This is a genomic window from Kribbella amoyensis (genome assembly GCF_007828865.1).
Taxonomy (GTDB): Bacteria; Actinomycetota; Actinomycetes; order Propionibacteriales; family Kribbellaceae; genus Kribbella; species Kribbella amoyensis.
Window position 1 is genome coordinate 4,402,746 of record NZ_VIVK01000001.1, and the last position, 22,581, is coordinate 4,425,326.

A 22,581-nucleotide genomic window follows, 5' to 3' on the forward strand; every position below is an offset into this window, starting at 1 on the left:
GTCGCGGCTCAGGGGTGAGGCCGCCCGTTGGGGGATGTCATGGCACAGCCACGCAGGACCGTCAGCAAGTCGGCCGCAGCCGACTCCAAAGCCGAGAGCAGGACAGCCAAGAGCAGTTCGGCCAAGCGCGGGTCCAAGTCGAAGGATCAGCCGAAAACCGTTGCCCGCAAGGGATCCACGGCCCGCCAACCGGCCACCACCAGAGCGGCCCGGACCAGAACCGCGGAGACCCGGCAGGCGGTCGCCGCGGAGGCCGCCGCGGCGACCCCGTTGCCGCAGTTCCTCGCGTCGGCCGGCACCCTGACGATCGGCCAGCGCAAGCTGCTCGTCGACCAGGCCTTGCTGCTGCTCGAACAGAACTACGTGCACCTGCCGTTGAAGGCCGCGATCCACGCCGTCAATCCGCTGCAGCGGCTGCGGGTGATGCGCGCGAGGATGGAACGGCAGACCGCCGAGACGATGGAGGCCGAGTGGATCTTCCACCGGCAGATGTCGAGCATCTTCCATTCGGTCCGCGACCTGCACACCAACTACCTGCTGCCCGCGCCGTTCGCCGGCAAGATCGCGTTCCTGCCGTTCATGATCGAGAAGTGCCACGACGCCACCGGTGACCACTACTTGGTCAGCCGCACGGTCGCGGGGTACACCGCGCCGCAGTTCGGGCCGGGCGCCGAGGTGACGCACTGGAACGGTACGCCGATCGCGCGGGCCGTCGCGCTCAACGGTGCGGCCTTCGCCGGCAGCAACGACGCGGCGAACCTGGCCCGCGGACTCGAGTCGCTGACCCTGCGTCCGTTGGTGATCCAGGCCCCGCCGGACGAGGACTGGGTGACGCTGTCCTACCTCGGCCTGGACGGGTCGGAGCAGGAGTTGCGCGAGCAGTGGATGGTGACCACGAACCTGCCGCCGATGACCGACCTGGACGCGCTGTCCGAGGCGTCGGCGTCGATGGGGCTCGACCTCGACTCGGACGAGAAGGCGCGGGCCAAGAAGGCGCTGTACGTCCGCGAGGTGGTCGAGCTCGAAGGCGGCCGGAGTTCGGCAGCTCTGGACGATCCGGTCGCCGTCGGTGGGGCCGATCTGCCGACCACGATGCCGGGCGTCTTCCGGGCCCGCGCGGTCACCACCTCGGCCGGGACCTACGGGCACGTGCGGATCTTCACCTTCAGCGTGACCGACCCGGTCGCGTTCCGGGACGAGTTCGTCCGGCTGATCGCGGCCCTTCCGCAGCAGGGGCTGATCGTCGACGTCCGGGACAACGGCGGCGGCCACATCCACGCCAGCGAGTTCACCCTGCAGACGATGACGCCGCGCCGGATCGCGCCCGAGCCGGTGCAGTTCATCAGCTCGCCGTTGAACCTGCGGATCTGCCGGCGGCACAAGGACAACCCGTCCGGGATCGACCTCGGGCCCTGGTTCGACTCGCTCGACCTGGCCACCGAGACCGGGGCCGGGTTCTCCGCGGCGAAGCCGATCACCCCGGAGGCCGGCGCGAACGACATCGGCCAGACGTACCACGGGCCGGTCGTGCTGGTCACCGATGCGCGCTGCTACTCGGCGACCGACATCTTCGCGGCCGGGTTCGCCGACCACCGGATCGGGATGATCCTCGGCGTCGACGACAACACCGGAGCCGGCGGCGCGAACGTCTGGACCCACGGCCTGCTCGCGACCCTGCTGAACGAACCACCGCCACCCGACCCGACCTCGCCGTATGTCGCGTTGCCGAACGGTGCGAACCTGCGGGTCGCGATCCGCCGGACCCTGCGGGTCGGCGAGCTGTCCGGGACGCCGGTCGAGGATCTCGGGGTCCGGCCGGACGTGACCCACCAGATGACCCGTGCGGACCTGCTGTCCGGCAACGTGGACCTGCTCGAGGCGGCCGGGGCGTTGCTCGCGACGATGCCCGCGCGCCGGCTCGACGTGACCACCTCGCTGGCCGGGACGACGCTGACGGTCGGGCTGAGCGTGACCGGGATCAACCGGGTCGACCTCTACCTGGACGACCGGCCGATCAGCTCCGAGGACCTGACCGCCGCGCCACTCGGTATCGACATCCTGGACGTGACCGCGGGGCAGCTGTTGCGCGCCGACGGGTACGCCACCGACGACCTGGTCGCGTCGCGCCGGGTACGGGTCTGAGGTTGGGGTTCGAGCTCGCGAGCGGTCCCCGTCGGCTCGGTCATCTCCTCGGGCGACGGGGACCGCTCGCCACCTTCCTCGCGATTGTTGCCGTCGGCACGGGCTGTACGTCGGCCGGCGAGTCCGCCGGTCCAGGGTCCGCGGGCCCGGCGACCGCCGTACCGACGAGCACGCCGCCGACCATGCCGTCCTCGCAGGGGGGAGCCGCGAAGGCGTCGCCCACCAAGCGTCCCGAGCCGGCCGCGTTGACGGCGAACCCGCTCTACCAGGTGGGGCGGTTGCCGTCGGGGACCTGCCGTGAGCCGGCCGCGCGGCCGACGTCGCTGGCCCAGGTCCGCGCCTTCTACACCGCGGCGCTCGCCTGTCTCGACCGGACCTGGGCGCCCGTCGTCCAGCGCGCCGGGTACACCTTCCGGCCGCCCAAGCTCGTGGTCAGTGTCGGCCGGGCCAAGGCGGCACCGTGCAACGTGGCCGAGAGTTACGCCTTCTACTGCGCCAACGGCACGATCTACATCGACGCCTCGCGCGATCTGCGGAACTACCGTGACTCGGACCCGAGCTGGACGCTGGCGTCGATGGCGTTCCTGATCGCGCACGAGTACGGGCATCACGTGCAGACGCTGACCGGGATCCTCGCCCATCTCGGCGAGCGGCTCAGCATCCTGTCCAGCATCGATCCGTACCACGAGGAACTGCGCCGGATGGAGCTGCAGGCGTCCTGTCTGAGCGGGGTGTTCTTCGGCGCGAACCGGACCTGGTTCCGGGCCGGGACCAGCCGGCTGGAGAACTGGCGCTGGACGGTCCGCAACACCGGCGACGACGGCAGCGGCCGACGCGACCACGGCAACAAGGCGAACCACAACCGCTGGTCCCTGGCCGGTCTCGACAGCGCGAGCCCGGCCCGCTGCAACACCTTCACGGCCTCGTCGGCCGAGGTGAGCTGAAGCCGGCGGGCGCGGGTGAGTTGAAGCCGGCCAGGTGCGGGTAGCTGAAGCCGGCGGGCGCGCCGGGACGCGCGCCCGCCGGGTCAAGGGTGGTCCCGGGGCCGGCGAGGGTGACGCCGGTCCCGCGGGAAAGGGGGTGGATCAGAGGTCGGCCGGGGCCGCGGTGGCGGCCAGCTCCTCGTCGGCGCGGACCAGATACGGCCGGCGGTCGAGGACCAGCCGGGCCGCGGCGGCGCCGATGTCGAACCAGAGGCCGACGAGCTCGAGTCGCCCTTCGTCCTCCGCCTTGCGCACACTGGCGAAACTGCGCAGGTTCTCCAGCTGGACGGCGACGTTCGCGACCGACAGCTTGTCGGCGGGGGAGAGCCGTACCCCGGTCGCCGGGTCGACGATGTCCGGCAGCGCGACGGCCCGGCGGACCGACGGTTCGAGATGCCGGAGCCAGGTCCGCAGACCGGAGCCGTCGTCGGGCGGGCCGTCGAGCGCGGCGCCCGCGGCACCGCAGTGCGAGTGCCCGCAGACCACGATCGACGAGACCCCGAGCACGGTGACCGCGTACTCGACGGCGGCGTCGACCGAGTTGCTGTTCGACCCGTACGGCGGGACCAGGTTGCCCACGTTGCGGACGCAGAACTGCTCGCCGGGGCCGGTGGTGGTGATCATGTTCGGCACGATCCGCGAGTCGGCACAGGTGATGAACAACTGCGCCGGCTTCTGCCCGTCGGCCGCGAGCTGGGCCAGCATCGGCCGGATCAGGTCGGCCGAGTCCTCGAACTCACGGATGCCGTCCAGCGTCGACACCCGCTGGTCCGGCGCGGGCACCACCTGGTCGTGTTGCCACCTGGTCAACCAGCGGGGCCCGGTCGTACCGCCGTGCAGGGCCGCCCGGAACGCGGACCGGTTGAGTTCGACCGTCCCGCCACGCGCGACGTGTCCGCGCTGCCAGTCCTCGATCGCCTCGTACGCGGCGTGATCCAGGTGATCGACCTGGAGCTTGACCCGGACCGTGGCGCCCACCGGGATCGTCCGCAGTGTGCGTACCAAGGAAGCGACGCCCAGGAAGACCAGGGTGCCGCGAATCCTCACGATCCAGACGCCGTCCTCCTCGGTCGCGGTGACGGTCGCCCGGGCGAGCCGGTAGAGGACGCGCCCCAGCGCGAGGAGGAGTCCCGCGAGGACGCCTTCGGCCAGACCGAGGACAGCCACGCCGGCCGCGGTCACGACGTACACGAGCAACTCGTCGTGGCGTCTGAGCGTCCGGATGTGGGCGAGCTGGACGAGTCGCAGCCCGGTGACGAGCAGGACGCCGGCCAGTGCGGCCATCGGGATGAGCTCCAGCAACGCCCCTGCGGCCAGGACGAACACGGCGATCCAGATGCCGTGCATGATCGCCGACGCGCGGCTGCGCGCCCCCGCGGCGACGTTGGTCGAACTGCGCACGATGACTCCGGTGACCGGCATCCCACCGAGAGCGCCGGACACCGCGTTGGCGGCACCCTGTCCGATCAGTTCGCGGTCCAGGTTGCTCCGCTTGCCGCGATGAAGCTTGTCGACGGCAACGGCCGACAACAGCGACTCGACGCTGGCGACGAGGGCGACGGTGAGTACCGCGGTCCCGATCGCGAGCGGCCCGCCGGTCGGCATCGCGGGCACGACGAGCTCCTGCAACGGGTTGTCCGGCAGGCTGACCCGGATCACGTCGAGCCGCAGGCTCGCGGCCAGCACGGTGACGGCGACGACGGCGACCAAGGGAGCCGGAATCACCTTCACCTTGGGCAGTCGCGGCCAGATCAGCAGCATCACCACGGTCAGCACACCGACCACGACGGAGGCCGGATGGTGGGCCACCAATTGGCCGGGAAGCCCGGCCAGGTTGGCGATCAGCGAGCTCTGGGCCTGACCGCCGAGCACGACGTGCAACTGCTGGACGGCGATGGTGACGCCGATCCCCGCGAGCATGCCGTGCACGACCGCGGGGGACAGGGAGAGGGCGAGCCGGCCGATGCGGGTCACGCCCAGCAGGATCTGCAGGAGGCCGGCCGCGCAGGTGATCGCGGCGGTCGCGGCCCAGCCGAACTGGCTGACCAGCCCGGCGACGACAACGGTGAGGCCGGCGGCGGGACCGCTGACCTGCAAGGGGGAGCCGCCGAGTGCGCCGGCGACGACACCGCCGACGACGGCGGCGACGAGCCCCGCGATGAGCGGGGCTCCGGAAGCTGCGGCGATCCCCAGGGAGAGCGGGATCGCGATCAGGAAGACCACCAGCGAGGCCGGTAAGTCATGGCGGAGAACGGAGTGCCAGGTCCTGCGATCGGGCGCAGGCGTAGAAGTGGGTGGGGAATGAGAAGTGGCCATGGTCGGCACGGGTCCCTCCGGCGTCGGTGCAACAGAGCATCGGAACGTCGAAACAAAGAGTGTCGATCTGGTTACTCATGGTACCCATCCGTTCAAGACCCGACGAGCCCGAATTCGTTGCCGCAGGCGCGGATCCCCTGGCGCCGTGGCGAAATCGTTGCCTCCTGCCCGTACCGGCCACGGCTCGGACATCTGTGCGCAATCGGAGGACATCCGCCGGCAACATTGTGGTTGCCGTCAGCCCCCAGTACGTCGGATCAGGGGGTGGAGACGCGCCGCTCCACCTGGTCGCTCTCGGCCAGCCCGTCCCGCAGCCGGACCCCGTGCCCCGGTACCGGCGTCGCGGTGACCCGGCCGTCCACGATCTCCGGCAACCCTTCCACCAGTTCGGCGTACCAGGTTCGCAGGAAGGCGCGGACCGTCTCCTGGATCAGGCCGTTCGGCACGGACTGGGTGAGGTGGACGCAGGCCGCCAGGGTCGCCGGTCCGGTGCAGTCGTGCGGCGCGACCGGGACCCCGAATGTGTCGGCGAGGGCGGCGATCTTGCGGGCCTCGGTGAGTCCGCCGGTCCACTGCACGTCCATCGTCACCACGTCGACGGCGTCGCGCTGGAGCAACGGCAGGAACCCGCGCCGGCCGACGACGGTCTCGCCGGTCGCGATCGGGACGTCGGTGTCGGCGGAGAGGGCGGCGAGCGCGTCCACGGCGTCGGGCCGGATCGGGTCCTCCACCCAGTACGGGCGGTACTCGGTGAGCGCCTGCAGGATCGTGGTCGCGCCGCGCCGGTTCCACAGTCCGTGCAGTTCGACCATCAACGCCATGTCGAAGCCGACCTCGGTCCGGATCGCCTCGATCACCGCGAGACCGCGGGAGAGTTCGGCCGGGGAGAGGTCGGTACCCCCGGTCCGCTCGGCCGCCTGGTCGAACGGCCACACCTTCATCCCGCGGATTCCCTCGTCCCACAGGTCACGGGCCAGCGCCGCGGGCCGGTGCAGGAACGCGTCCAGGTCGTCGTACCGTTGCGCCCGCCCGGTCGGTACGCCCCAGTTGTCGGAGCGTTGCTGGGTGCTCGTACTGATGTACCCCGGTCCGGCGCAGGTGTTGTAGGTCGGCAACGACTCGTGCACCGGTCCGCCGAACAACCGGACCAGCGGCAGCCCGGCCTCCTGGCCGACCAGGTCCCACAGCGCCAGGTCGATGGCCCCGTTACCCCGCGTCTCGGCGCCACCACCCGCGTACCCGGTGTACGACGCGAGCGCACGGGCCGCCGCCTCGGGTGTCGGGTCGCTCATCCCGAAGAGGACGCCGGCGACGGACTCGTGCAGGTACGCCTCGACCGTGCGGCTGCCGAAGAACGCCTCGCCCAGTCCGCACCGCCCGTCGTCGGTGTGCAACTGGACGAACAGCAGGTTCGGCTGGAGTTCGGGCCTGATGGTCTCGACGGCGGTGATCCGCATCCGTGTGCTCCCTCGCTCGTTTTGGACATCCGTACCAAGGTCGCGGCCGGCGGAAACTACGATCGGGGCAACCAACCAGGAGAGAGCTGATGGATCTTCAGTTGTCAGGGCGGACCGCGGTCGTCACCGGTGCGAGCAAAGGGATCGGGCTGGCCTGCGCCGCCGCACTCGCCCGGGAAGGCGCCCAGGTGACCGGCATCTCCCGGGACCCGGCCAATCTCGCGAAGGCGAAGCAGCAGCTCGCCGAGGAGGGGCTGGGGTACGAGGTCGAGGCCGTCGACCTCACCGACGCCGACGCGACCGGCGCCGTCTTCGCCCGGATCGGCGTGCCCGACATCCTGATCAACTGTGCGGGCGCGGCCCGCCGGACGCCGGTGGACGAGCTGGACAGCAAGGCGCTGCACGCGGCGATGGAGGCGAAGTACTTCACCTACATGCACGCGACCGAGGCGATCATCCGCGGGATGGCAGAGCGCGGCAGCGGCGCGATCGTGAACGTGGTCGGCCAGGGCGGCCGGCAGGCGAACCCGCTGCACATCGGCGGCGGCGCGGCGAACGCGGCACTGATGCTCGCGTCGGTCGGTTACGCCAAGGCGTACGCGGGTCGCGGGGTCCGGGTGAACGTGATCAACCCCGGGATGACGCTGACCGACCGCGTCGACGAAGGCCTTGAGGCGGCGGTTCGCGCCAGCGGCCGGCCGAAGGACGAGCTGCTCACCGAGATGGTCGCGGAGATCCCCCTCGGGCGCGCCGGAGACCCGGCCGAGGTCGCCAACGTCGCCGTCTTCCTGGCCTCCCCACTGGCCAGCTACGTCACCGGCGCCGTCATCGTGATGGACGGCGGCGTCACCTCGGCCATCTGATGACCGCGCAAGGCCCGGCAGCGGTCAGTCCGAGAACGGGGTGATCGGGCGGGGGATCGGGGTGCCGTCGAGGTCCAGGTCCACGTGTTCGTTGAAGAAGGCAACGAGGCCGGCGACCGGGAGCAGTGCCGAGGTGGGGAAGTCGTAGGACCAGGCGAGATCGCGGCCGCCCAGCGACCAGTACGCGGAGGTGCGGCCCTTGTACGGACAGGCGGTGCGGGTGTCGCTCGGGGTGAGCCGGTCGAAGTTCACCTCGGTCCGCGGGAAGTAGTACCGCGGCGGCAGCCCGGTCTCGAACACGATCACCGTGGACCGCGACTCCGCCAGCACGTCGCCGTCGACCGACACCCGGACCAGCCGGCCGGACCGGATCGCGTCGCATCGTGCGTACGGGTTGCGCGGGTGGACGAAGACCTCCTCGTCCTCCTCGAACCAGTGGTCCAGCGCGTCCCACTGGAACCGCACCCGGTCCTTCGCCACGCCGTCGTCGTACACCCAGGCCCGGCCGGATCCCGCGGTGTGCACCCGCGCGATGCCATGGCCGAACGTCCGCGTCTCTCCCGTGTCGGTCAGCACACCCTCCGCCACGTCGGCCACCGGTACGTAGTACTGCGGATAGGGCGGGAACTCCCACAGGTACAGGGCATCCGTGGTGTCCAGGACGAAGCGGCCGGCCAGCGTCGCGCGGATCCGCCGGGGAACCGGAGCGACCAGGCCGGGCGGGACGATCGGGTCGGGGTACGTCATGTCTCCAGTAAAGAACGCGGGACCGGCCCCAGGGAAGGCCGGCCCCGCGAGCGGATCAGACCGCGATCCAGTCGATGTCGGCGATGTACCCGGTCGGGTTGTGCACCTTGATCGAGTTCTCCCCGGCCTGGAGCTTCATCGGCAGGTAGGTGACCTGCGGAGTTCCCCAGTCGTTGTCGCCGAGGCCGTGGTAGTTCACCCAGTAGCTGTCCTGGCCGTTCACGGTCAGCATGCTCTGCCGGCTGGTGTCGCCGTCGGTGTACGCGATCCGGACCAGGTAGGTACCGGTGGTCGGCACGGTGATGCCGTTGAGTGTCACCGAGGCGTCACCGCCGATGTTGCCGATCTTCTTGCCACCCGAGCACAGCGAGCAGTCGGAGATCCCAGCGTTGCCGGTCAGCGTGCTGGTCGGCGCCTCCGCCTCGTAGCGGACCGGGCCGTCCGCCTTGGACGTGGGCAGCGTGATCGGCGCACTCGGCTCCGACGTCTTGCCCTTGTGCAGTGCCTTCACCGTGAACGTGTACTCCGTCTGCGGCTGCAGGCCCTTCGCGACGACGGTGGTGGACGAGCTGGTCCCGACCTGGCGGCCGTTCGCGAACACGGCGTACGACGTGGCGCCGGTACTCGGCTGCCACTCCAGGGAGACCGTGGTGCTGTCGGCGTCGGTCGCGGTCAGGTCGGCCGGCTTCCCGGGCGACGCCACCTTGGCCGGGGTGATCTTGTACAGCTTCGAGCCGTGCGCCGGGAGTTCGGCGCTGACCTGGCCGGTCACACCCGCCGTGTTCTTCGCCGCCCAGACGTCGCGGACCGTCGCCTGGCCGGTCACGCCGAGTTGGTCGAACCGGCCGGTGACCGTCGCGGGGGAGTCGGCCAGGTTGAACAGGCCGACAGTGACGGATCCGTCCGGGTTCTTCGCGTGCCAGACCTGTTGCAGCTGGTCCTGGTTGAGCGGGCGGGCCGGGACGCCGGCCTGGTTGATCGCGATCACCTCGCGGTTGGTCAGCAACTTCATTCCGTACGCGTCCAGCTTGGTCAGGTCGTCACCGATGAACAGCGGTGCCGCGTTCATCGCCCAGAACGTCATGTAGCTCTGCCGCTCGATCTCGGTGATGCCGTCCATCTCGCCGTTGCCGACGTTGATCGCGTCGAGGTTGTTCCAGTGCCCCGGTCCCGCGTCGTCGACCCACTGCGGCAGGTCCCACCAGCGGCCGACGAGCGAGCCGTTCCAGCGCACGATCGTGTCGCAGTAGCACTCCACGTCGGTGTCGATCCGCCAGCCATGCGAGTTCGCCTTCCAGGTCTCGGCGTACCGGTGGCTGAGCGACCACGACAGCGTGTACAGCATCGGGCGGCCGGCGTTCTGGACCGCGCGCCACCAGGCCTCGACGTCCGCGGTGTTGTTGTGGTTCGGGTCGTCCGGCGCGCCCTTCCAGGAGCCGGGGCCGACACCGTCCATCTTGATGAAGTCGACGCCCCAGCTGGCGAACAACTTCGCGATCGAGTCCGCGTACTTCTGTGCGCACGGGCTGGCGTAGTTGATCTTGTACGCCTGGTCCCAGCCGTTCGTGGTCCGCAGGTCCGGGTAGACGATGTCCCGGGTGAAGCAGCCGGGCGCGTTGTGGATCGGGGTGTTGCCGTCGCGGTAGACGTCGAAGCCGAGGCCGACCACGGTGTAGATCCCGAACTTCAGGCCGAGCTTGTGCAGGTCGTCACCGATCGCCTTCATCCCGCGCGGGAAGCGGGCGGTGTTCGCGACCGGCCGGCCGTACTCGTCTCCGCCGTTCTGCCAGCCGGCGTCGACGTTGATGTACTCGTAGCCGAAGGGCTTGAGCTTCGAGGCCATCACCTGGGCCTGGGCCAGGACGTTCTTCTCGCTGATGAAGCTGCCCGGGCCGTCGGGGTTCACGCCCGGGTAGTTCGTGGACTGCAGGCTCCAGCTGCTCCAGCCCAGGTACGGCTTGGCGGCGAGCTGCGGGTACTTCGCGGGCACGGCGCGCTGGGCCAGTGGTGCTTCGAGCGGCGCCTGGCCCTGGAACGCGGAGTCCGGCTCCACCAGCGCCGGCTTCGGTCCGGGCTGCCCGGTCACGGGGCTGCGGTCCGAGTTGCTGCGCGGAACGCTCGCGTCGGCCGGGGCGATCGCGAGCGCCGCCGACACCAGGGCGGACACGGCGACGGCGGCGACCGCGGTCCGGCGGCTGCGGCGGTGGGGGCGGGGGACTCGGCGATGGGCGGCGCCGGGGGCGGCACCAGAGGGGACTGACATGGATCTCCTCCGACTCGTCGGGCGGGTTCCGCTGAGCCTAGGGGTGGTTAATTTACATGGTCAAGTAACAAGCGGCGATAACTCTGAGTGATCCCGGTCGGCGATCACCGTGATCGAACCGCGCGCGAACTGAGACGAACTCCGCCCGCGCCGGCCCGCGTCGTACTTCGCGAGAGGGCTCGGTGGTCCGTGTGGGGCGGACCAGGCCCGCGGCGGGAGGGGTTCATCATCAACGCGTCCAAGGGAAACAGGCGGACGGCGCTCGGTGTCGCCGGCGTGGTCACACTCGCGGCGCTGGCCGCCGGTGGGACCACGGCGATGGCCGGCGCGGCCGGTGAGTCGCCGCTGAAACTGGTGGCCGGAAGCACCGAAGTGACGGTGGAACGAGTGCCGGAGTACGGCGTCGATCTCGATCTCGGCACCCACCTGGTCGCCGGGTCGAAACCGGTCGAGGTGCGGGCGAGCCGCGCGTCGTACGCCGACCAGGTGATCGCCCGCCAGGTCGTCACCGGGGCGGACCGGCCGTTGCCACCGGGAGCGGTCACCGACTTCAGTGGACTCGGCAAGTTCCTGCACGTCACCATCACCGATGCCGCGGGCAAGAAGGTGCTGGACCGGGACCAGACCGTCTGCCTGAACGGCGAGGGTTCACGGACCCGGCCGGACGCGCCGGACACCTCGCCGTACCCGGACGACTGTACGGCGAACCCGTTCACGCTCGGCGCGGTCTGGGGGCTGCAGGCCGGGTGGTCGGCGAACACGACGGCCGTCGACGCCGAGCCGGTGGACCTGGCGGCCGGGAAGTACAAGGCCCGGGTGACGATCAGCAAGGCGTACCGGGACTTCTTCAAGATCGGCGCGTACGACTCGGCGGTCTCGCTGAACCTCACCGTCAAGGACGGAGAGGGCTGCGGGGCCGCGAGTACGGAGGGGTGTCGTACGGCCGCTCGCCCGAAGAGCCTGATGGGTGACGACACGGACCGCCCGGCCGTTCAGCCGCGGCCGAATCCGGCCCGCCCGACCGGGACGGCCGGGGTGCCGAAGGGGCCCAAGCCGGACCTGCGGGCGTTGCCGGCGTGGGAGATCTCGGTCGGCCCGGGCGAGAAGGGGACGCCCGCGGCGAACCGCGACTTCCTGCAGTTCTCCGCGAACGTGTGGAACGCGGGACCGTCGCCGTTGGTGCTGGACGGGTTCCGGCAGCAGGGCAAGGACCTGATGGACGCGTTCCAGTACTTCTACGACGACCACGGCCGGCAGGTCGGGTACCAGAAGACCGGCACGATGGAGTGGGACGCGCGGGACGGCCACAACCACTGGCACTTCACCGACTTCGCCCGGTACAGCCTGCTGAAGGCGGACCAGAGCGAGGCGGTCCGGAGCCAGAAGGAGGCGTTCTGCCTGGCCGCGACCGACTCGATCGACTACACCGTCGAGAACGCGAACTGGCACCCGTCCAACACCGACCTGCACACCGCGTGCGGCGACCACAGTTCGCTGTCGGTCCGCGAGGTCCTCGATGTCGGATCGGGTGACACCTACGTGCAGTCGTTGCCGGGCCAGTCGTTCGACGTGACCGGCTTGCCCAACGGCACGTACTACATCCAGGTCGTCGCGAACCCGGACAAGCGGCTCTACGAGACCAGTACGGCGAACAACGTGGCGCTGCGCAAGGTGGTCCTCGGCGGGACGCCGCATCACCGCACGGTCGACGTTCCGCCGGTCGGCGTGGTCGACCGGCCGTGACGCCGTCGTCCTGACCACCGGCCCCGGCCCGCCCGCCGGGGACCGGTCCGGGCCCGCGGTCCCCTCTCCGTCCGAGGGGCCGCGGGTCAGAACTCGTGCCCTGGTTCGCCGGGGGTGATCCGGCGGCGCTTCATCTCCGCCTCGGCCAGGTGGCGCCGGCCGCCGGTGAGCTGGTCCCGGGCCTGCCGTTCCAGCTCGGTGAACAGGGCGAAGTAGTCGTCGTCGTACTCCTCGACGATCTGGAACGTCCAGCGGCCCGGGATCACGTTGCGCCCGATCAGCTCGGTCTCGATCCGGTCGGCGAGCGCGTCGTGGCCCGCCTTCCGCAGTTGCTCGACGGCCCGGTCCAGCTTGAGGTCGGCCGACCCGGTCAGCTGGTGGAACGAGTACAGGTGGCCGCGCGCCCGGGCCGCCGTCTCCAGCGCTTCGGTCAGGGCCCCGACGGCGGACACGGTGAGGTCGTCCACTCCGTCGGGGCGCTCGTGCTCTGCTCGGTTCATACCCCCGTGGTACCCAACCGCGGGTCAGCGGTGCAACGGCTTGCGCCTGGTCCGTACCGGCCGGGTGTGCGGGTCGGTCCGGGCGTGCCGGCGGCGGCCGATGACGAACGGGCGGGACGGCGTGACCAGCGGCGCCTCCGGCGCGGCGACCCGGATCGGCGTCTGCTCGAGGCCGAGGGTGACCGGCGGCTGCCGCCACGGCGACCGGGTGGACCGGACCAGGACGACCCGAAACCGGCCGGCCCGGGCCAGCTTGATCCCGATCGCGATCGTCGCGATCCCGGGCACCAGGCCGGCCAGGAACAGGCTGGAGCGGGCGCCGAAGTGCTGCGCGAGCGCGCCGACCATCGGCCCGCCGATCGCGCCGCCGCCGATGAAGACCAGGTTGTAGATCCCGGAGACCCGGCCGCGCAGACCGTCCGGCGTGGTCAGCTGGACCATCGACTGCGCCGCGGTGAGGAACATCAGCGTGGCGGTGCCCTGCAGGGCCAGCAGCGGCATGAAGGTCCACAGCGAGGGCTGGATCGCGGCCACCATCTGCGCGATCGCGAGCAGCGCGGCGATCCCGACCAGGTTCCGCAGCCGGGTCGGGCGGACCCGCCGGGCGGACAGCAGCGCACCGGCCAGCGCGCCACCCGCGACCACCGAGTTCAGGACGCCGTACCCGGACGCGCCGGTGTGGAAGACGCGGTCGGCGAAGGCGGTCAGCGTGACCGGGAGGCTGATGGTGAACATGCCGTAGATCCCGACCAGTGCGATCGCCCACCGGACAGCCGGCTCGTGGAACGCGTACCGCAGACCGTCGCGCAGGCCGTCCCGGATCCGCATGCCGGCGCTCGCCTTGCGGGCCGCCTGCAGCCCGGGCATCTCGGACTCCCGCATCATCAGCAGCGCCGAGATCGAGCCGAAGAAGGTCACCGCGTTGAGCGCGAACGCCCAGCCGGTCCCGATGGTGCCGAGCAGCGCGCCGCCCAGCGCCGGGCCGATCAGGCTGCCGAGCTGGAACGTCGACGACACCATGCTGATCGCGTTCCGGACCCGGTCCTTGCCGACGATCTCGGTGACGAACGACTGCCGGGTCGGGTTGTCGACCGCCGTCGCGAGACCGAGGAACAACGCCATCAGGTAGACCTGCCAGACCTGCACCTGGCCGCTGAAGGCCAGCACCGCGAGCACACCGGCGGCGGCGCCCATCGTCGTCTGGGTGACCAGCAGCACCTTGCGCTTCGGGAAGCGGTCGGCGATCACACCGCCGTACAGGCCGAGCAGCAGGGTGGGCAGGAACTGCAGCGCGGTGGTGATCCCGACGGCGGTGGCGCTGCCGGTGAGGGTGAGGACCAGCCAGTCCTGCGCGATGCGCTGGATCCAGCCGCCGGTGGAGCTGACCAGCAGGCCGCTGACCAGCAGCCGGAAGTTGCGGACCTGCAACGCACTGAAGGTGTCCCGGAAGCCGGGTCGGCGCTGGGCCGGGGGCAGGGTGTCCGGGGTCGCCGGGGGAGGGTTATGGGTGTGGAAATCGGGAACGGACTGGACGGAGCCGGTGGCCCGGGTGCTCAACATGAACCCTTAGAAAGTGGACGTGCAGGGGAGGTCCGTACCATCCTCGCTGCTCGGGCCCGAATTCCTACAGCGAATTACTCCTATTAGTCTTATTGCGTCTCGCAATGATGTCGGGACGGAGGAGGAGCGGTGGCCTACGATCCGGACCAGCTGCGCACGTTTCTCGCGGTGGCGCAGTCCCTCAGCTTCACCCAGGCGGCCGAACGACTGGGCATCCGGCAGCCGACCGTCAGTCAACACATCCGCAAACTCGAGGCGGCGGTCGGGCGGCCGTTGTTCGTCCGCGACACCCGGACCGTGACGCTGACCGCGGACGGCGAGGCGATGGCCGGGTTCGCCCGGACCATCCTGGCCGCGCACGAGGAGGCGGTCGGCTACTTCACCGGCTCGGAGTTGCGCGGCCGGCTGCGGTTCGGGGTGACCGACGACCTGGCGCTCACCCCGCTGCCCCGGATCCTGCGCGACTTCCGCCAGCTCTACCCGCGGATCGACCTCGAGCTGACCGTGGCCCAGAGCCCCAACCTGCTCCGCCGGGTGGAGTCGGGTCACCTCGACCTGGCGTACGTGAAGCACCCCAGCGGCGGCGGGTACGAGCCGAACGGCCGGCTGGTCCGGCGCGACCCGCTGGTCTGGGCGGGGATCAACGGCACCCGGATCGCGCCCGACGGCCCGGTCCCGCTGGTCGCGTACCAGGCCCCGAGCCTGAGCCGTTCGCTCGGTGTCCAGACTTTGGAACAGGCGGGCCGTTCGTGCCGGATCACCTGCATCGTCCGCGGCGTCAACGGGGTGCTCGCCGCGGTCCGGGCCGGCCTCGGCATCGCGATCTTCGCCCGCTCCCTGCTGCCGGCCGACCTGGAGGAGCCACCGCCGAGCGCCGGTCTGCCCGAGCTGCCGTCCATCGACCTGGTCCTGATCACCAACCCCCGGGCCGCGAAGGAACCGGCCGAAGCCCTCACCGCCGCGATCCTCGGCAGCAACGCCCCGCTCAAACCCGCCAGCAACTAGTTGGCCTAGGGCACCAAGCTGTCGCCGCGGGCGATCAGGGTGATGACGCTGACCGCGGCGACGGCGATAGTGAGGAGGAAGGGGGCCTTCGGCCAGAACAGGATCACCAGGAGCAGGGCCGCGTTGACCGCGAGGGCGAGCCAGCCGACGACACCCGGTGGTCCTGGCGGGGCGAGGACGAGCAGGGCTGTGGCGACGGCCAGGGGGAGAGGTGCGAGCAGGCGGGCCGCGGAGCCGAGTCGTTGCGGCCAGCCCCGGACTCCGGTGGCCAGGTCGTCGTCGAGATCGGGCACCACGTTTGCCAGGTGGGCACCGACTCCGAGCAGGGCCGTGGCGACGGTGGCCCACCACGGCGCCCAGGTCCGGGTCGTGCCGAGTGTGACGAACGACGGCAGCCCGCCGAACGCGACGGCGTACGGGGCCCACGAGAACGCGGTGGATTTGAGGCCCAGGTTGTACGCCCAGGCGCAGGCGACGAAGAGCAGATGGACGAGGCCGGCGGCGATCCCGTTCGCCAGCGAGACGGGGATGGTGACCACGAGCATCACGTACGCACCGATCCACAGCGTCCGCCGACTCACCAAGCCACGCACCACCGGCTTGTCACGGCGGTTCACAATGGTGTCGCGGGCAGCATCAATCGCGTCATTGCTCCAGCCGATCGAGAGGTGGCCGGTGAGGATCGTTGCGGCGACGAGGAGACACCCCGCCGGGCTGCGGCCCGCCGACCAGGCGACCGCGGTGACGAGGGCGGTCACGGCGACGGTCGGGCCCGGGTGGCAGGCCAGGGCCAGACCTTTGACGGTACGGCCGACATCGTTGCTCACCGACGTAACGATGCCACGATGACGAGGATCGCAGCGGTCCACGCAGCGTTGCCGCCGTACCGGTACGAGCAGGCCGAGCTGACGGACGCGTTCGCCGCGATCTGCCTGCCCGACGGCAAGGGCCACGCGCTGTTGCGCCGCCTGCACGAGAACGCGGGCGTCTCGTACCGGCATCTGGCCCTGCCGCTCGAGCGGTACGGCGTGCTGAAGGACTTCGGCGAGGCGAACGACGAGTGGATCGCGACCGCGGTGGAGCTCGGCGCCGAGGCGGTCGGCGGTGCGTTGGCGGCGGCCGGGCTGGGCGTCGAGGACGTCGACCTGCTGATGTTCACCACGGTGACCGGCGTGGCCGCGCCGTCGATCGACGCGCGGGTCGCGGTCCGGCTCGGACTGCGCGAGGACGTGAAACGGCTGCCCTTGTTCGGACTCGGCTGCGTCGGTGGAGCGGCCGGGATCGCGCGCGTGCACGACTACCTGACGGCGTGGCCCGGGCACGTTGCCGTGCTGTTGTCGGTGGAGCTGTGCTCGCTCACGTTGCAACGGGACGACTCGTCGTTGCCGAACCTGGTCGGCGGCGCGCTCTTCGGCGACGGGGCCGCGGCAGTCGTGATGACCGGGTCCGAGGTGTCCGGGTCGACCGAGGGGCCGACCGTCCTGGCCACCCGCAGCCGGTTGTACCCGGACTCGGAGCGGGTGATGGGCTGGGACGTCGGGTCCGGCGGGTTCCGGATCGTGCTCGGCGCGGACGTGCCCGACGTGGTCCGGCGCTATCTCGGCGACGACGTGACCGCGTTCCTGGCGGAGTACGGGCTGACCGTGCCCGAGATCGGGACCTGGGTGAGTCACCCGGGCGGGCCGAAGGTGCTGGAGGCCGTGTCGGACACGCTCCGCCTGCGACCGGGGGCGCTGGACATGACATGGAAGTCGCTCGACGCCGTGGGCAACCTGTCCTCGTCGTCGGTGCTGCACGTGCTCGGTGACACCCTGCGGCTGGATCCTTCGGGGACGGGGTTGCTGCTGGCGATGGGCCCCGGCTTCTGTTCCGAGCTCGTCCTGCTGGAGTGGTGATGGATCCGTCGTTGTGGTGGTACGTCGTCCTGGTCCTGCTGGTCGGCCTCGAACGGGTCGCCGAGTTGGTGGTGTCACTGCGGAACGCGAAGTGGAGTTTCGCGCAGGGCGGTGTGGAGTCGGGGCAGGGCCACTACCCGTTCATGGTGGTGCTGCACACCGGACTGCTGGTCGGTTGCCTGGTCGAGGCGATCGGCGCGGACCGGCCGTTCATCCCGTGGCTCGGCTGGCCGATGCTGGTGCTGGTATTCCTGGCCCAGGGGCTGCGGTGGTGGTGCATCACCGTGCTGGGCAAGCAGTGGAACACCCGGGTGATCGTCGTCCCCGGCCTCCATCTGGTTGCTGCAGGCCCTTATCAGTGGATGCGGCACCCGAACTACGTGGCCGTGGTGCTGGAGGGGATCGCGCTGCCGCTGGTCCACACCGCGTGGATCACCGCGCTGGTCTTCACGGTGCTGAACATCCCGCTGCTCGCGGTCCGGATCCGGACCGAGGAGGCGGCGCTGACCTCGGCGTTGACGAAATGATCGACCTCCTCGTCGCGGGTGGCGGTCCGGCCGGGGCCGCGACGGCGATCCGCGCCGCGTTGGCGGGGCTGTCCGTGGTGGTGATCGAGCCGCGGGAGACGCCGATCGACAAGGCGTGCGGCGAGGGGATCGCGCGCAGCGCCGTCGAGTACCTCGGGCGGCTGGGGGTGGAGTTGGAGGGCCGGCCGTTCCGCGGGATCCGGTACCTCGACGACCGGTCCTGCGTGGACGCGCGGTTCCACGCCGGCCCCGGCCTCGGCGTACGGCGGACCGTCTTGCATCAGGCACTCCACGATCGGTTGAAGGCGCTCGGCGTCCCCGTTGTACGGGATCGGGTCAGCAGGGTGACGCAGGACGCGGAGTCGGTGAGCGCGGCGGGTCACACGGCTCGGTACCTGGCGGCCGCGGACGGGCTGCATTCGCCGATCCGGCGGCAGCTCGGTCTGCTCGGTGCCCCGGAGGGTTCGAGGCGACGGGGATTACGGCAGCACTTCGCGATCGCGCCGTGGACCGATCTGGTCGAGGTGTACTGGTCCGCGCTGGGCGAGGCGTACGTGACCCCGGTGGCCGATGACGTGGTCGGGGTCGCCGTGCTCACTTCCGCGCGTGGTTCGTTCAAGTCGCATCTGCGGGCTTTCCCGCGGTTGCAGCGGCGACTCGCGGAGGCGACCCCGGCGTCGGCGGTGATGGGGGCCGGACCGTTGCGCCAGGTGGTACGGCGTCGCGTGGCGGGCCGGGTGATGCTCGTCGGCGACGCGGCCGGGTACGTGGACGCGCTGACCGGAGAAGGGATCGCGGTCGCGCTGCGCACGTCGGCCGAGCTGGTCCGCTGCGTGGAACGCGACGACGCCGCCGAGTACGAAGCGGCGTGGCGGCGGGTGTCGTGGGAGTGCCGGCTGCTGACGGCTTCGTTGCTGTGGGCCCGTAACAGGTCGTTGCTCGCGCCAAGGATCGTGCCGGCGGCGGTGCGGCTGCCGCGGGTCTACGGGGCGATCGTGAACCGGCTGGCCTGATCCGCGCGGCCTGATCGTGCGGGCCTGATCCGCGCGGCCTGATCGTGCGGGCCTGATCCGCGCGGGCGTGATGCCGGCCGGCCCGGGAAACGGCGATCGGCCCGGCGGTCGCTCAGACAACCGCCGGGCCGCACGCTGTGGCCCGAGCTTCCTGGTGAAAAGCTCGGACCGGTCCGGCCCAGCTTCCTGGTGAAAAGCTGGGACGGTGGCCCCAGCATCCTGGTGAAATGCTGGGACGATCCGGGAGGGGAGATCCTGCTGTGCGAGCGGTGGATCCCGTTTCCCTCTGAGCAGTACTTTTCCAGCCGGACATTGCCCATCGATTGCCGGAATGTAAAGCCTTGTTACCTGGGCCTGTGGTGTAGATCTCAACGCCACAAGGGGGTTCGTGACCCCTTTGTGGGTCGTGATGGTGGTGCCGGGCAAACCAGTGTGGGCAGTGGTTTCAGTGCATTCCGCGGTAGCACAGGGAATTCAGTGTTCGGTGCGGACCGCCGCGATCTGGAGCTGCAGCGCGAGCCGCTCCCGCGGGTCCGACAGGTCGAGGTCCGCGATCTCACCGATCCGTTTCATCCGGTGCCGCAAGGTGTTCGTGTGCAGGTGCAGCTCCTTGGCGGCCTGCTGCGGCTGACCCGGGTAGTTGAGCCACGCCTGCAACGTCTCCACGAACCCGGTGTCGTGCGCGATGTCGTGCCGCAGCAACGTCGCCAGTGGCCCGTCCAGCTTGGTCGTGTCCAACGACGTGACCGCGCGGTGCACGGTGAGGAGGTGCCACGCCTGCTCGACCCGGAGCGCCGGCCCCTCGGCGACACCACGGCGTACCAGACCGAGCAGTTCGACGGCCTCGGCCCGGGAACTCGGGAGGTCGGCCGGGTACCTCGCGAGTCCGCCGGCGGCTGCCGCGGTACCGGGGGAGTCCTTGGCGAGGTCGATCGCCAGCTTGCGGAGCCACCGCCACGAACCAGGGCCGTCCGTGTCGTCGGAGACCACGGCGAGGACGGTGCCGTCGAGGTCGGCGAGCAACGGTTCGCTCCAGCCGTGACGGCGGCCGTTCGACTCCCACAGGTCCAGCTGCTGCGGTTCGTCGTACCCGTCCGGGGTGGCCAGGGCGACGACGCGCCACGGCGGCTGCGGGAGCCGTACGTCCATGGGCGCGTCGGGGGAGAACTGACGGAGTACGGTCCGCAGACGGTCGATCGCGCTGCGCCTGGCCACATCCGCCTGAGCACGGAGCCGCAGGAGATGCAGGGCGAGTACGGAGGCCGCGTTGCTGAGCTCCGCGGTCACCTCGTCGGTCACCGGGCCACCCACCATCGCCCAGATCGACCCGAGCCACTCACCGCCCGCCCGGACCGGGACGACGAGCCGGGGACGCACGTTGGGACCGGGCGGTACGAAGAAGGGCTCGCTCGATCGCGCGAGCCGGCGGAACACCCCGCGAGCGCGGTAGTGCGAGATCACCTCGGGCGGTACCCGGCGGCCGACGATCGTGGAGACCCGGGCCGGGTCGGTGTCGGAGATGTTGTGCTGGGACGAGTACGCCAGGACGCGGGACTGGTTGTCCTCGATCGTCACCGGGGCGTCCACGATCGCCGCGGCGGCGTCGGCGAGCGCGAACAGCTCCTGGTGCACCCCGGCGTCACCGGCGGCCGGGGAGTTCGGTGCCGCGGCCCGGTCGAGGACACCGCGCAGCAGCCACACCACGTGCGCCCAGGTGACGCTCGGCTGCAACGCGATCAGGGTGAGCAGCCATCGCTCCGCGGTCGCCACCACCTCGGGATCCTGGGCCAGCCCGGTCCGCAGGACGACGCTGGACGCGTTGGTCGCGGCGCACCGCTCGAGCAGTTCGACGGCCTCCTCCGCGTTGCGCAGGCCGAGTCCGAGGACCAGGTCGCCGGGCTGGCCGGTGGCGGGCTCCTGCGGATCGGCGAGGAACACGTCCCGGACCTCGCCGTCGCCGCGGCCGGTCACGACGACCTCGAACAGGGCCGGGCCGACTGCGACGACCAGGTCTGGTGCGGTGATCATGGAGTTATTGTGCGATGAGCACTGTCATTCGCGCCATCCTTGGTGCGATCGCACCATGACAGCGGTCCAGGACCGACGGACCATCGAAGCATGGTCGCAGCACAGGGCACCCACATCGTCCCCGACAAGGTCGCCGTCGTCGGCGCCGGCATGGTCGGCCTCGCCACCGCCTGGTTCCTCCAGGAACGCGGTATCGAGGTGACCGTTCTCGACCGCGACGGTGTCGCGGCCGGGGCGTCGTGGGGCAACGCGGGCTGGCTCACCCCGGGCCTGGCCACCCCGCTGCCGGAGCCGGCCGTGCTCAAGTACGGCGTCCGCGCGGTCCTCAGCCCGTCCTCGCCGGTGTACGTCCCGCCGACCGCGAACCCGCGGTTGCTCTCGTTCTTGACCCGGTTCGCCCGCAACAGCACCGCCCGCCGCTGGCAGAGTGCGATGGGCGCGCTGGTTCCGATCAACCGGCAGGCGCTGCACGCGTTCGACTTCCTGGCCAAGGCCGGCGTCGAGGCGCAGACGTACGAGGCCAAGTCGTTCCTCGCCGCGTACCGGACCGAGGCCGAGCGGGCCGTGCTGCTGGAGGAGATCGAGCAGATCCACGCGGCCGGCCAGGGCATCGAGTTCGAGGCGATCACCGGCGACGACGCCCGCGAGATCGAGCCGTCGCTGTCCGACGAGATCGGCGCCGCGATCCGGCTGCACGGCCAGCGCTTCATCAACCCCGGCGAGTACGTCCAGCTGCTGGCCGACTCGGTCGTGGCCCGCGGTGGCCAGATCCGGACCGGGGTGGCCGTCCACGACGTCGTCGACGAGATCCGCGGGGTCCGCGTGGTCACCGCCGACGGCGAGAGCGAGCCGTACGACGCGGTCGTGATGGCCACCGGCGCCTGGCTCGGCGACCTGGCCCGGCAGTACGGCGTGAAGACCGTGGTCCAGGCGGGCCGCGGGTACTCCTTCAGCGTCCCGATCGCGCACGTCCCGGCCGGCCCGGTGTACTTCCCGGCCCAGCGGGTCGCCTGCACGCCGCTCGGCGACCGGCTCCGCGTCGCGGGAATGATGGAGTTCCGCAAGCCCGAGGCCAAGCTGGACCCGCGCCGGATCGACGCCATCGTCGAGGCCGCCCGTCCGCTCCTGCGCGACGCTGACCTCGACGCCCGGACGTTCGAGTGGGTCGGCCCGCGGCCGTGCACCCCGGACGGCCTGCCGCTGATCGGCGCGACCTCGTCCCCGCGCGTCTACGCGGCCGGCGGCCACGGCATGTGGGGCATCACGCTCGGCCCGATCACCGGCCAGCTCCTCGCCGAGACCATCACCACGGGCCGCGCTCCGGCCGAACTGGCGCCCTTCAACCCGCTGCGCTGACCCGAACCCCCTCCTCCAGGTCGGCTGAGGAGGGTCTCACCCGCACCCCTGAAGCGGGCCGCCACGTCAGGCGGGGGACCTGACGAGGCGAGAGCGCGACCCCGGATCACCGCCTCCCTGCAAGGCGCGAGGTGTCCGGGGTCGCGCTCTCAGGCAGTTGCCGCTCCGCGCGCCGTCGGCGGA

At 70.9% G+C, this 22,581-nt stretch carries 17 protein-coding genes; 9 read left to right on the forward strand and 8 right to left on the reverse strand.

Translation table 11 applies throughout. From position 1 onward, the window contains the following. The first annotated feature begins 39 nt into the window (after window positions 1-39). Both FB561_RS20855 and FB561_RS20860 read left to right on the forward strand, forming a co-directional pair. The gene (locus FB561_RS20855; RefSeq protein ID WP_145809118.1) at window positions 40-2,142 is read left to right on the forward strand and encodes a S41 family peptidase; all 2,103 of its coding nucleotides are present in this window, start codon (window positions 40-42) and stop codon (window positions 2,140-2,142) included. Between the two features lie 2 nt (window positions 2,143-2,144). Further along, a complete protein-coding gene (locus tag FB561_RS20860; RefSeq protein WP_145809120.1) occupies window positions 2,145-3,086 on the forward strand; it encodes a neutral zinc metallopeptidase in 942 nt (313 codons plus the stop codon). 141 nt (window positions 3,087-3,227) lie between these two features. On the opposite strand, the gene FB561_RS20865 is transcribed toward FB561_RS20860, so the two are convergent. Continuing rightward, window positions 3,228-5,441: a bifunctional SulP family inorganic anion transporter/carbonic anhydrase gene (locus FB561_RS20865; protein WP_170284730.1), complete on the reverse strand. Its 2,214-nt coding sequence runs from the start codon at window positions 5,439-5,441 to the stop codon at window positions 3,228-3,230. A gap of 257 nt (window positions 5,442-5,698) precedes the next feature. Next, window positions 5,699-6,898, reverse strand: coding sequence for a mandelate racemase/muconate lactonizing enzyme family protein (locus tag FB561_RS20870; protein WP_145809124.1), 1,200 nt, complete (start codon window positions 6,896-6,898; stop codon window positions 5,699-5,701). Window positions 6,899-6,987: 89 nt separating this feature from the next. Between FB561_RS20870 and FB561_RS20875 the strand changes: the two genes are divergently transcribed. Beyond that, window positions 6,988-7,761: an SDR family NAD(P)-dependent oxidoreductase gene (locus tag FB561_RS20875; protein WP_145809126.1), complete on the forward strand. Its 774-nt coding sequence runs from the start codon at window positions 6,988-6,990 to the stop codon at window positions 7,759-7,761. A gap of 24 nt (window positions 7,762-7,785) precedes the next feature. On the opposite strand, the gene FB561_RS20880 is transcribed toward FB561_RS20875, so the two are convergent. Further along, on the reverse strand, window positions 7,786-8,508 hold the full coding sequence (locus FB561_RS20880; protein WP_145809128.1) for a DUF427 domain-containing protein: 723 nt from the start codon (window positions 8,506-8,508) through the stop codon (window positions 7,786-7,788). Between the two features lie 55 nt (window positions 8,509-8,563). Then, window positions 8,564-10,771 carry a fibronectin type III domain-containing protein gene (locus FB561_RS20885; RefSeq protein ID WP_238334944.1) on the reverse strand — a complete coding sequence of 736 codons (2,208 nt, stop codon included), beginning with the start codon at window positions 10,769-10,771 and terminating at the stop codon, window positions 8,564-8,566. A gap of 276 nt (window positions 10,772-11,047) precedes the next feature. On the opposite strand from FB561_RS20885, the gene FB561_RS20890 reads away from it, so the two are divergent. Continuing rightward, the gene (locus tag FB561_RS20890) at window positions 11,048-12,514 is read left to right on the forward strand and encodes a lysyl oxidase family protein (protein ID WP_238334945.1); all 1,467 of its coding nucleotides are present in this window, start codon (window positions 11,048-11,050) and stop codon (window positions 12,512-12,514) included. An 86-nt stretch (window positions 12,515-12,600) separates the two neighbouring features. Here the strand turns inward: FB561_RS20890 and FB561_RS20895 are convergent, their stop codons facing one another. Both FB561_RS20895 and FB561_RS20900 read right to left on the reverse strand, forming a co-directional pair. Further along, window positions 12,601-13,014: a hypothetical protein gene (locus FB561_RS20895; protein ID WP_145809130.1), complete on the reverse strand. Its 414-nt coding sequence runs from the start codon at window positions 13,012-13,014 to the stop codon at window positions 12,601-12,603. A gap of 24 nt (window positions 13,015-13,038) precedes the next feature. Beyond that, entirely contained in the window at window positions 13,039-14,574 is a 1,536-nt protein-coding gene (locus FB561_RS20900) for an MFS transporter (protein ID WP_238334946.1), read from the reverse strand. Between the two features lie 129 nt (window positions 14,575-14,703). Here FB561_RS20900 and FB561_RS20905 point away from each other — a divergent pair, with 129 nt between their 5' ends. Beyond that, a complete protein-coding gene (locus FB561_RS20905; protein WP_145809132.1) occupies window positions 14,704-15,579 on the forward strand; it encodes a LysR family transcriptional regulator in 876 nt (291 codons plus the stop codon). A 5-nt stretch (window positions 15,580-15,584) separates the two neighbouring features. On the opposite strand, the gene FB561_RS20910 is transcribed toward FB561_RS20905, so the two are convergent. After that, complete coding sequence (locus FB561_RS20910; RefSeq protein WP_238334947.1) at window positions 15,585-16,406, reverse strand: UbiA family prenyltransferase; 822 nt, start codon at window positions 16,404-16,406, stop codon at window positions 15,585-15,587. Between the two features lie 18 nt (window positions 16,407-16,424). On the opposite strand from FB561_RS20910, the gene FB561_RS20915 reads away from it, so the two are divergent. Genes FB561_RS20915 through FB561_RS20925 form a run of 3 tightly spaced genes read left to right on the forward strand, consistent with a single transcriptional unit; the run spans window position 16,425 to window position 19,014 of the window. After that, window positions 16,425-17,474: a type III polyketide synthase gene (locus FB561_RS20915; RefSeq protein WP_145809134.1), complete on the forward strand. Its 1,050-nt coding sequence runs from the start codon at window positions 16,425-16,427 to the stop codon at window positions 17,472-17,474. Next, on the forward strand, window positions 17,474-18,001 hold the full coding sequence (locus FB561_RS20920; RefSeq protein WP_202880688.1) for an isoprenylcysteine carboxyl methyltransferase family protein: 528 nt from the start codon (window positions 17,474-17,476) through the stop codon (window positions 17,999-18,001). The genes FB561_RS20915 and FB561_RS20920 overlap by 1 nt, the downstream gene beginning before the upstream one ends. Further along, on the forward strand, window positions 17,998-19,014 hold the full coding sequence (locus tag FB561_RS20925) for an NAD(P)/FAD-dependent oxidoreductase (protein ID WP_145809136.1): 1,017 nt from the start codon (window positions 17,998-18,000) through the stop codon (window positions 19,012-19,014). Before FB561_RS20920 ends, FB561_RS20925 begins: the two co-directional genes overlap by 4 nt. A gap of 474 nt (window positions 19,015-19,488) precedes the next feature. Here FB561_RS20925 and FB561_RS20930 read toward each other — a convergent pair whose 3' ends face one another. Next, a complete protein-coding gene (locus tag FB561_RS20930; RefSeq protein ID WP_145809138.1) occupies window positions 19,489-21,042 on the reverse strand; it encodes a PucR family transcriptional regulator in 1,554 nt (517 codons plus the stop codon). A 90-nt stretch (window positions 21,043-21,132) separates the two neighbouring features. Here FB561_RS20930 and FB561_RS20935 point away from each other — a divergent pair, with 90 nt between their 5' ends. Continuing rightward, entirely contained in the window at window positions 21,133-22,398 is a 1,266-nt protein-coding gene (locus FB561_RS20935) for an NAD(P)/FAD-dependent oxidoreductase (RefSeq protein ID WP_145809140.1), read from the forward strand. The last annotated feature ends 183 nt before the right edge of the window (window positions 22,399-22,581 follow it).

Bases quoted from the DNA above. Each gene is read 5' to 3' on its own strand.
- FB561_RS20870 (WP_145809124.1), bottom strand. From the start codon at position 6,898: ATGCGGATCACCGCCGTCGAGACCATCAGGCCCGAACTCCAGCCGAAC.
- FB561_RS20930 (WP_145809138.1), bottom strand. From the start codon at position 21,042: ATGATCACCGCACCAGACCTGGTCGTCGCAGTCGGCCCGGCCCTGTTC.
- FB561_RS20885 (WP_238334944.1), bottom strand. From the start codon at position 10,771: ATGTCAGTCCCCTCTGGTGCCGCCCCCGGCGCCGCCCATCGCCGAGTC.
- FB561_RS20895 (WP_145809130.1), bottom strand. From the start codon at position 13,014: ATGAACCGAGCAGAGCACGAGCGCCCCGACGGAGTGGACGACCTCACC.
- FB561_RS20915 (WP_145809134.1), top strand. From the start codon at position 16,425: ATGACGAGGATCGCAGCGGTCCACGCAGCGTTGCCGCCGTACCGGTAC.
- FB561_RS20900 (WP_238334946.1), bottom strand. From the start codon at position 14,574: ATGTTGAGCACCCGGGCCACCGGCTCCGTCCAGTCCGTTCCCGATTTC.
- FB561_RS20875 (WP_145809126.1), top strand. From the start codon at position 6,988: ATGGATCTTCAGTTGTCAGGGCGGACCGCGGTCGTCACCGGTGCGAGC.
- FB561_RS20925 (WP_145809136.1), top strand. From the start codon at position 17,998: ATGATCGACCTCCTCGTCGCGGGTGGCGGTCCGGCCGGGGCCGCGACG.
- FB561_RS20935 (WP_145809140.1), top strand. From the start codon at position 21,133: ATGGTCGCAGCACAGGGCACCCACATCGTCCCCGACAAGGTCGCCGTC.
- FB561_RS20880 (WP_145809128.1), bottom strand. From the start codon at position 8,508: ATGACGTACCCCGACCCGATCGTCCCGCCCGGCCTGGTCGCTCCGGTT.
- FB561_RS20920 (WP_202880688.1), top strand. From the start codon at position 17,474: ATGGATCCGTCGTTGTGGTGGTACGTCGTCCTGGTCCTGCTGGTCGGC.
- FB561_RS20855 (WP_145809118.1), top strand. From the start codon at position 40: ATGGCACAGCCACGCAGGACCGTCAGCAAGTCGGCCGCAGCCGACTCC.
- FB561_RS20865 (WP_170284730.1), bottom strand. From the start codon at position 5,441: ATGGCCACTTCTCATTCCCCACCCACTTCTACGCCTGCGCCCGATCGC.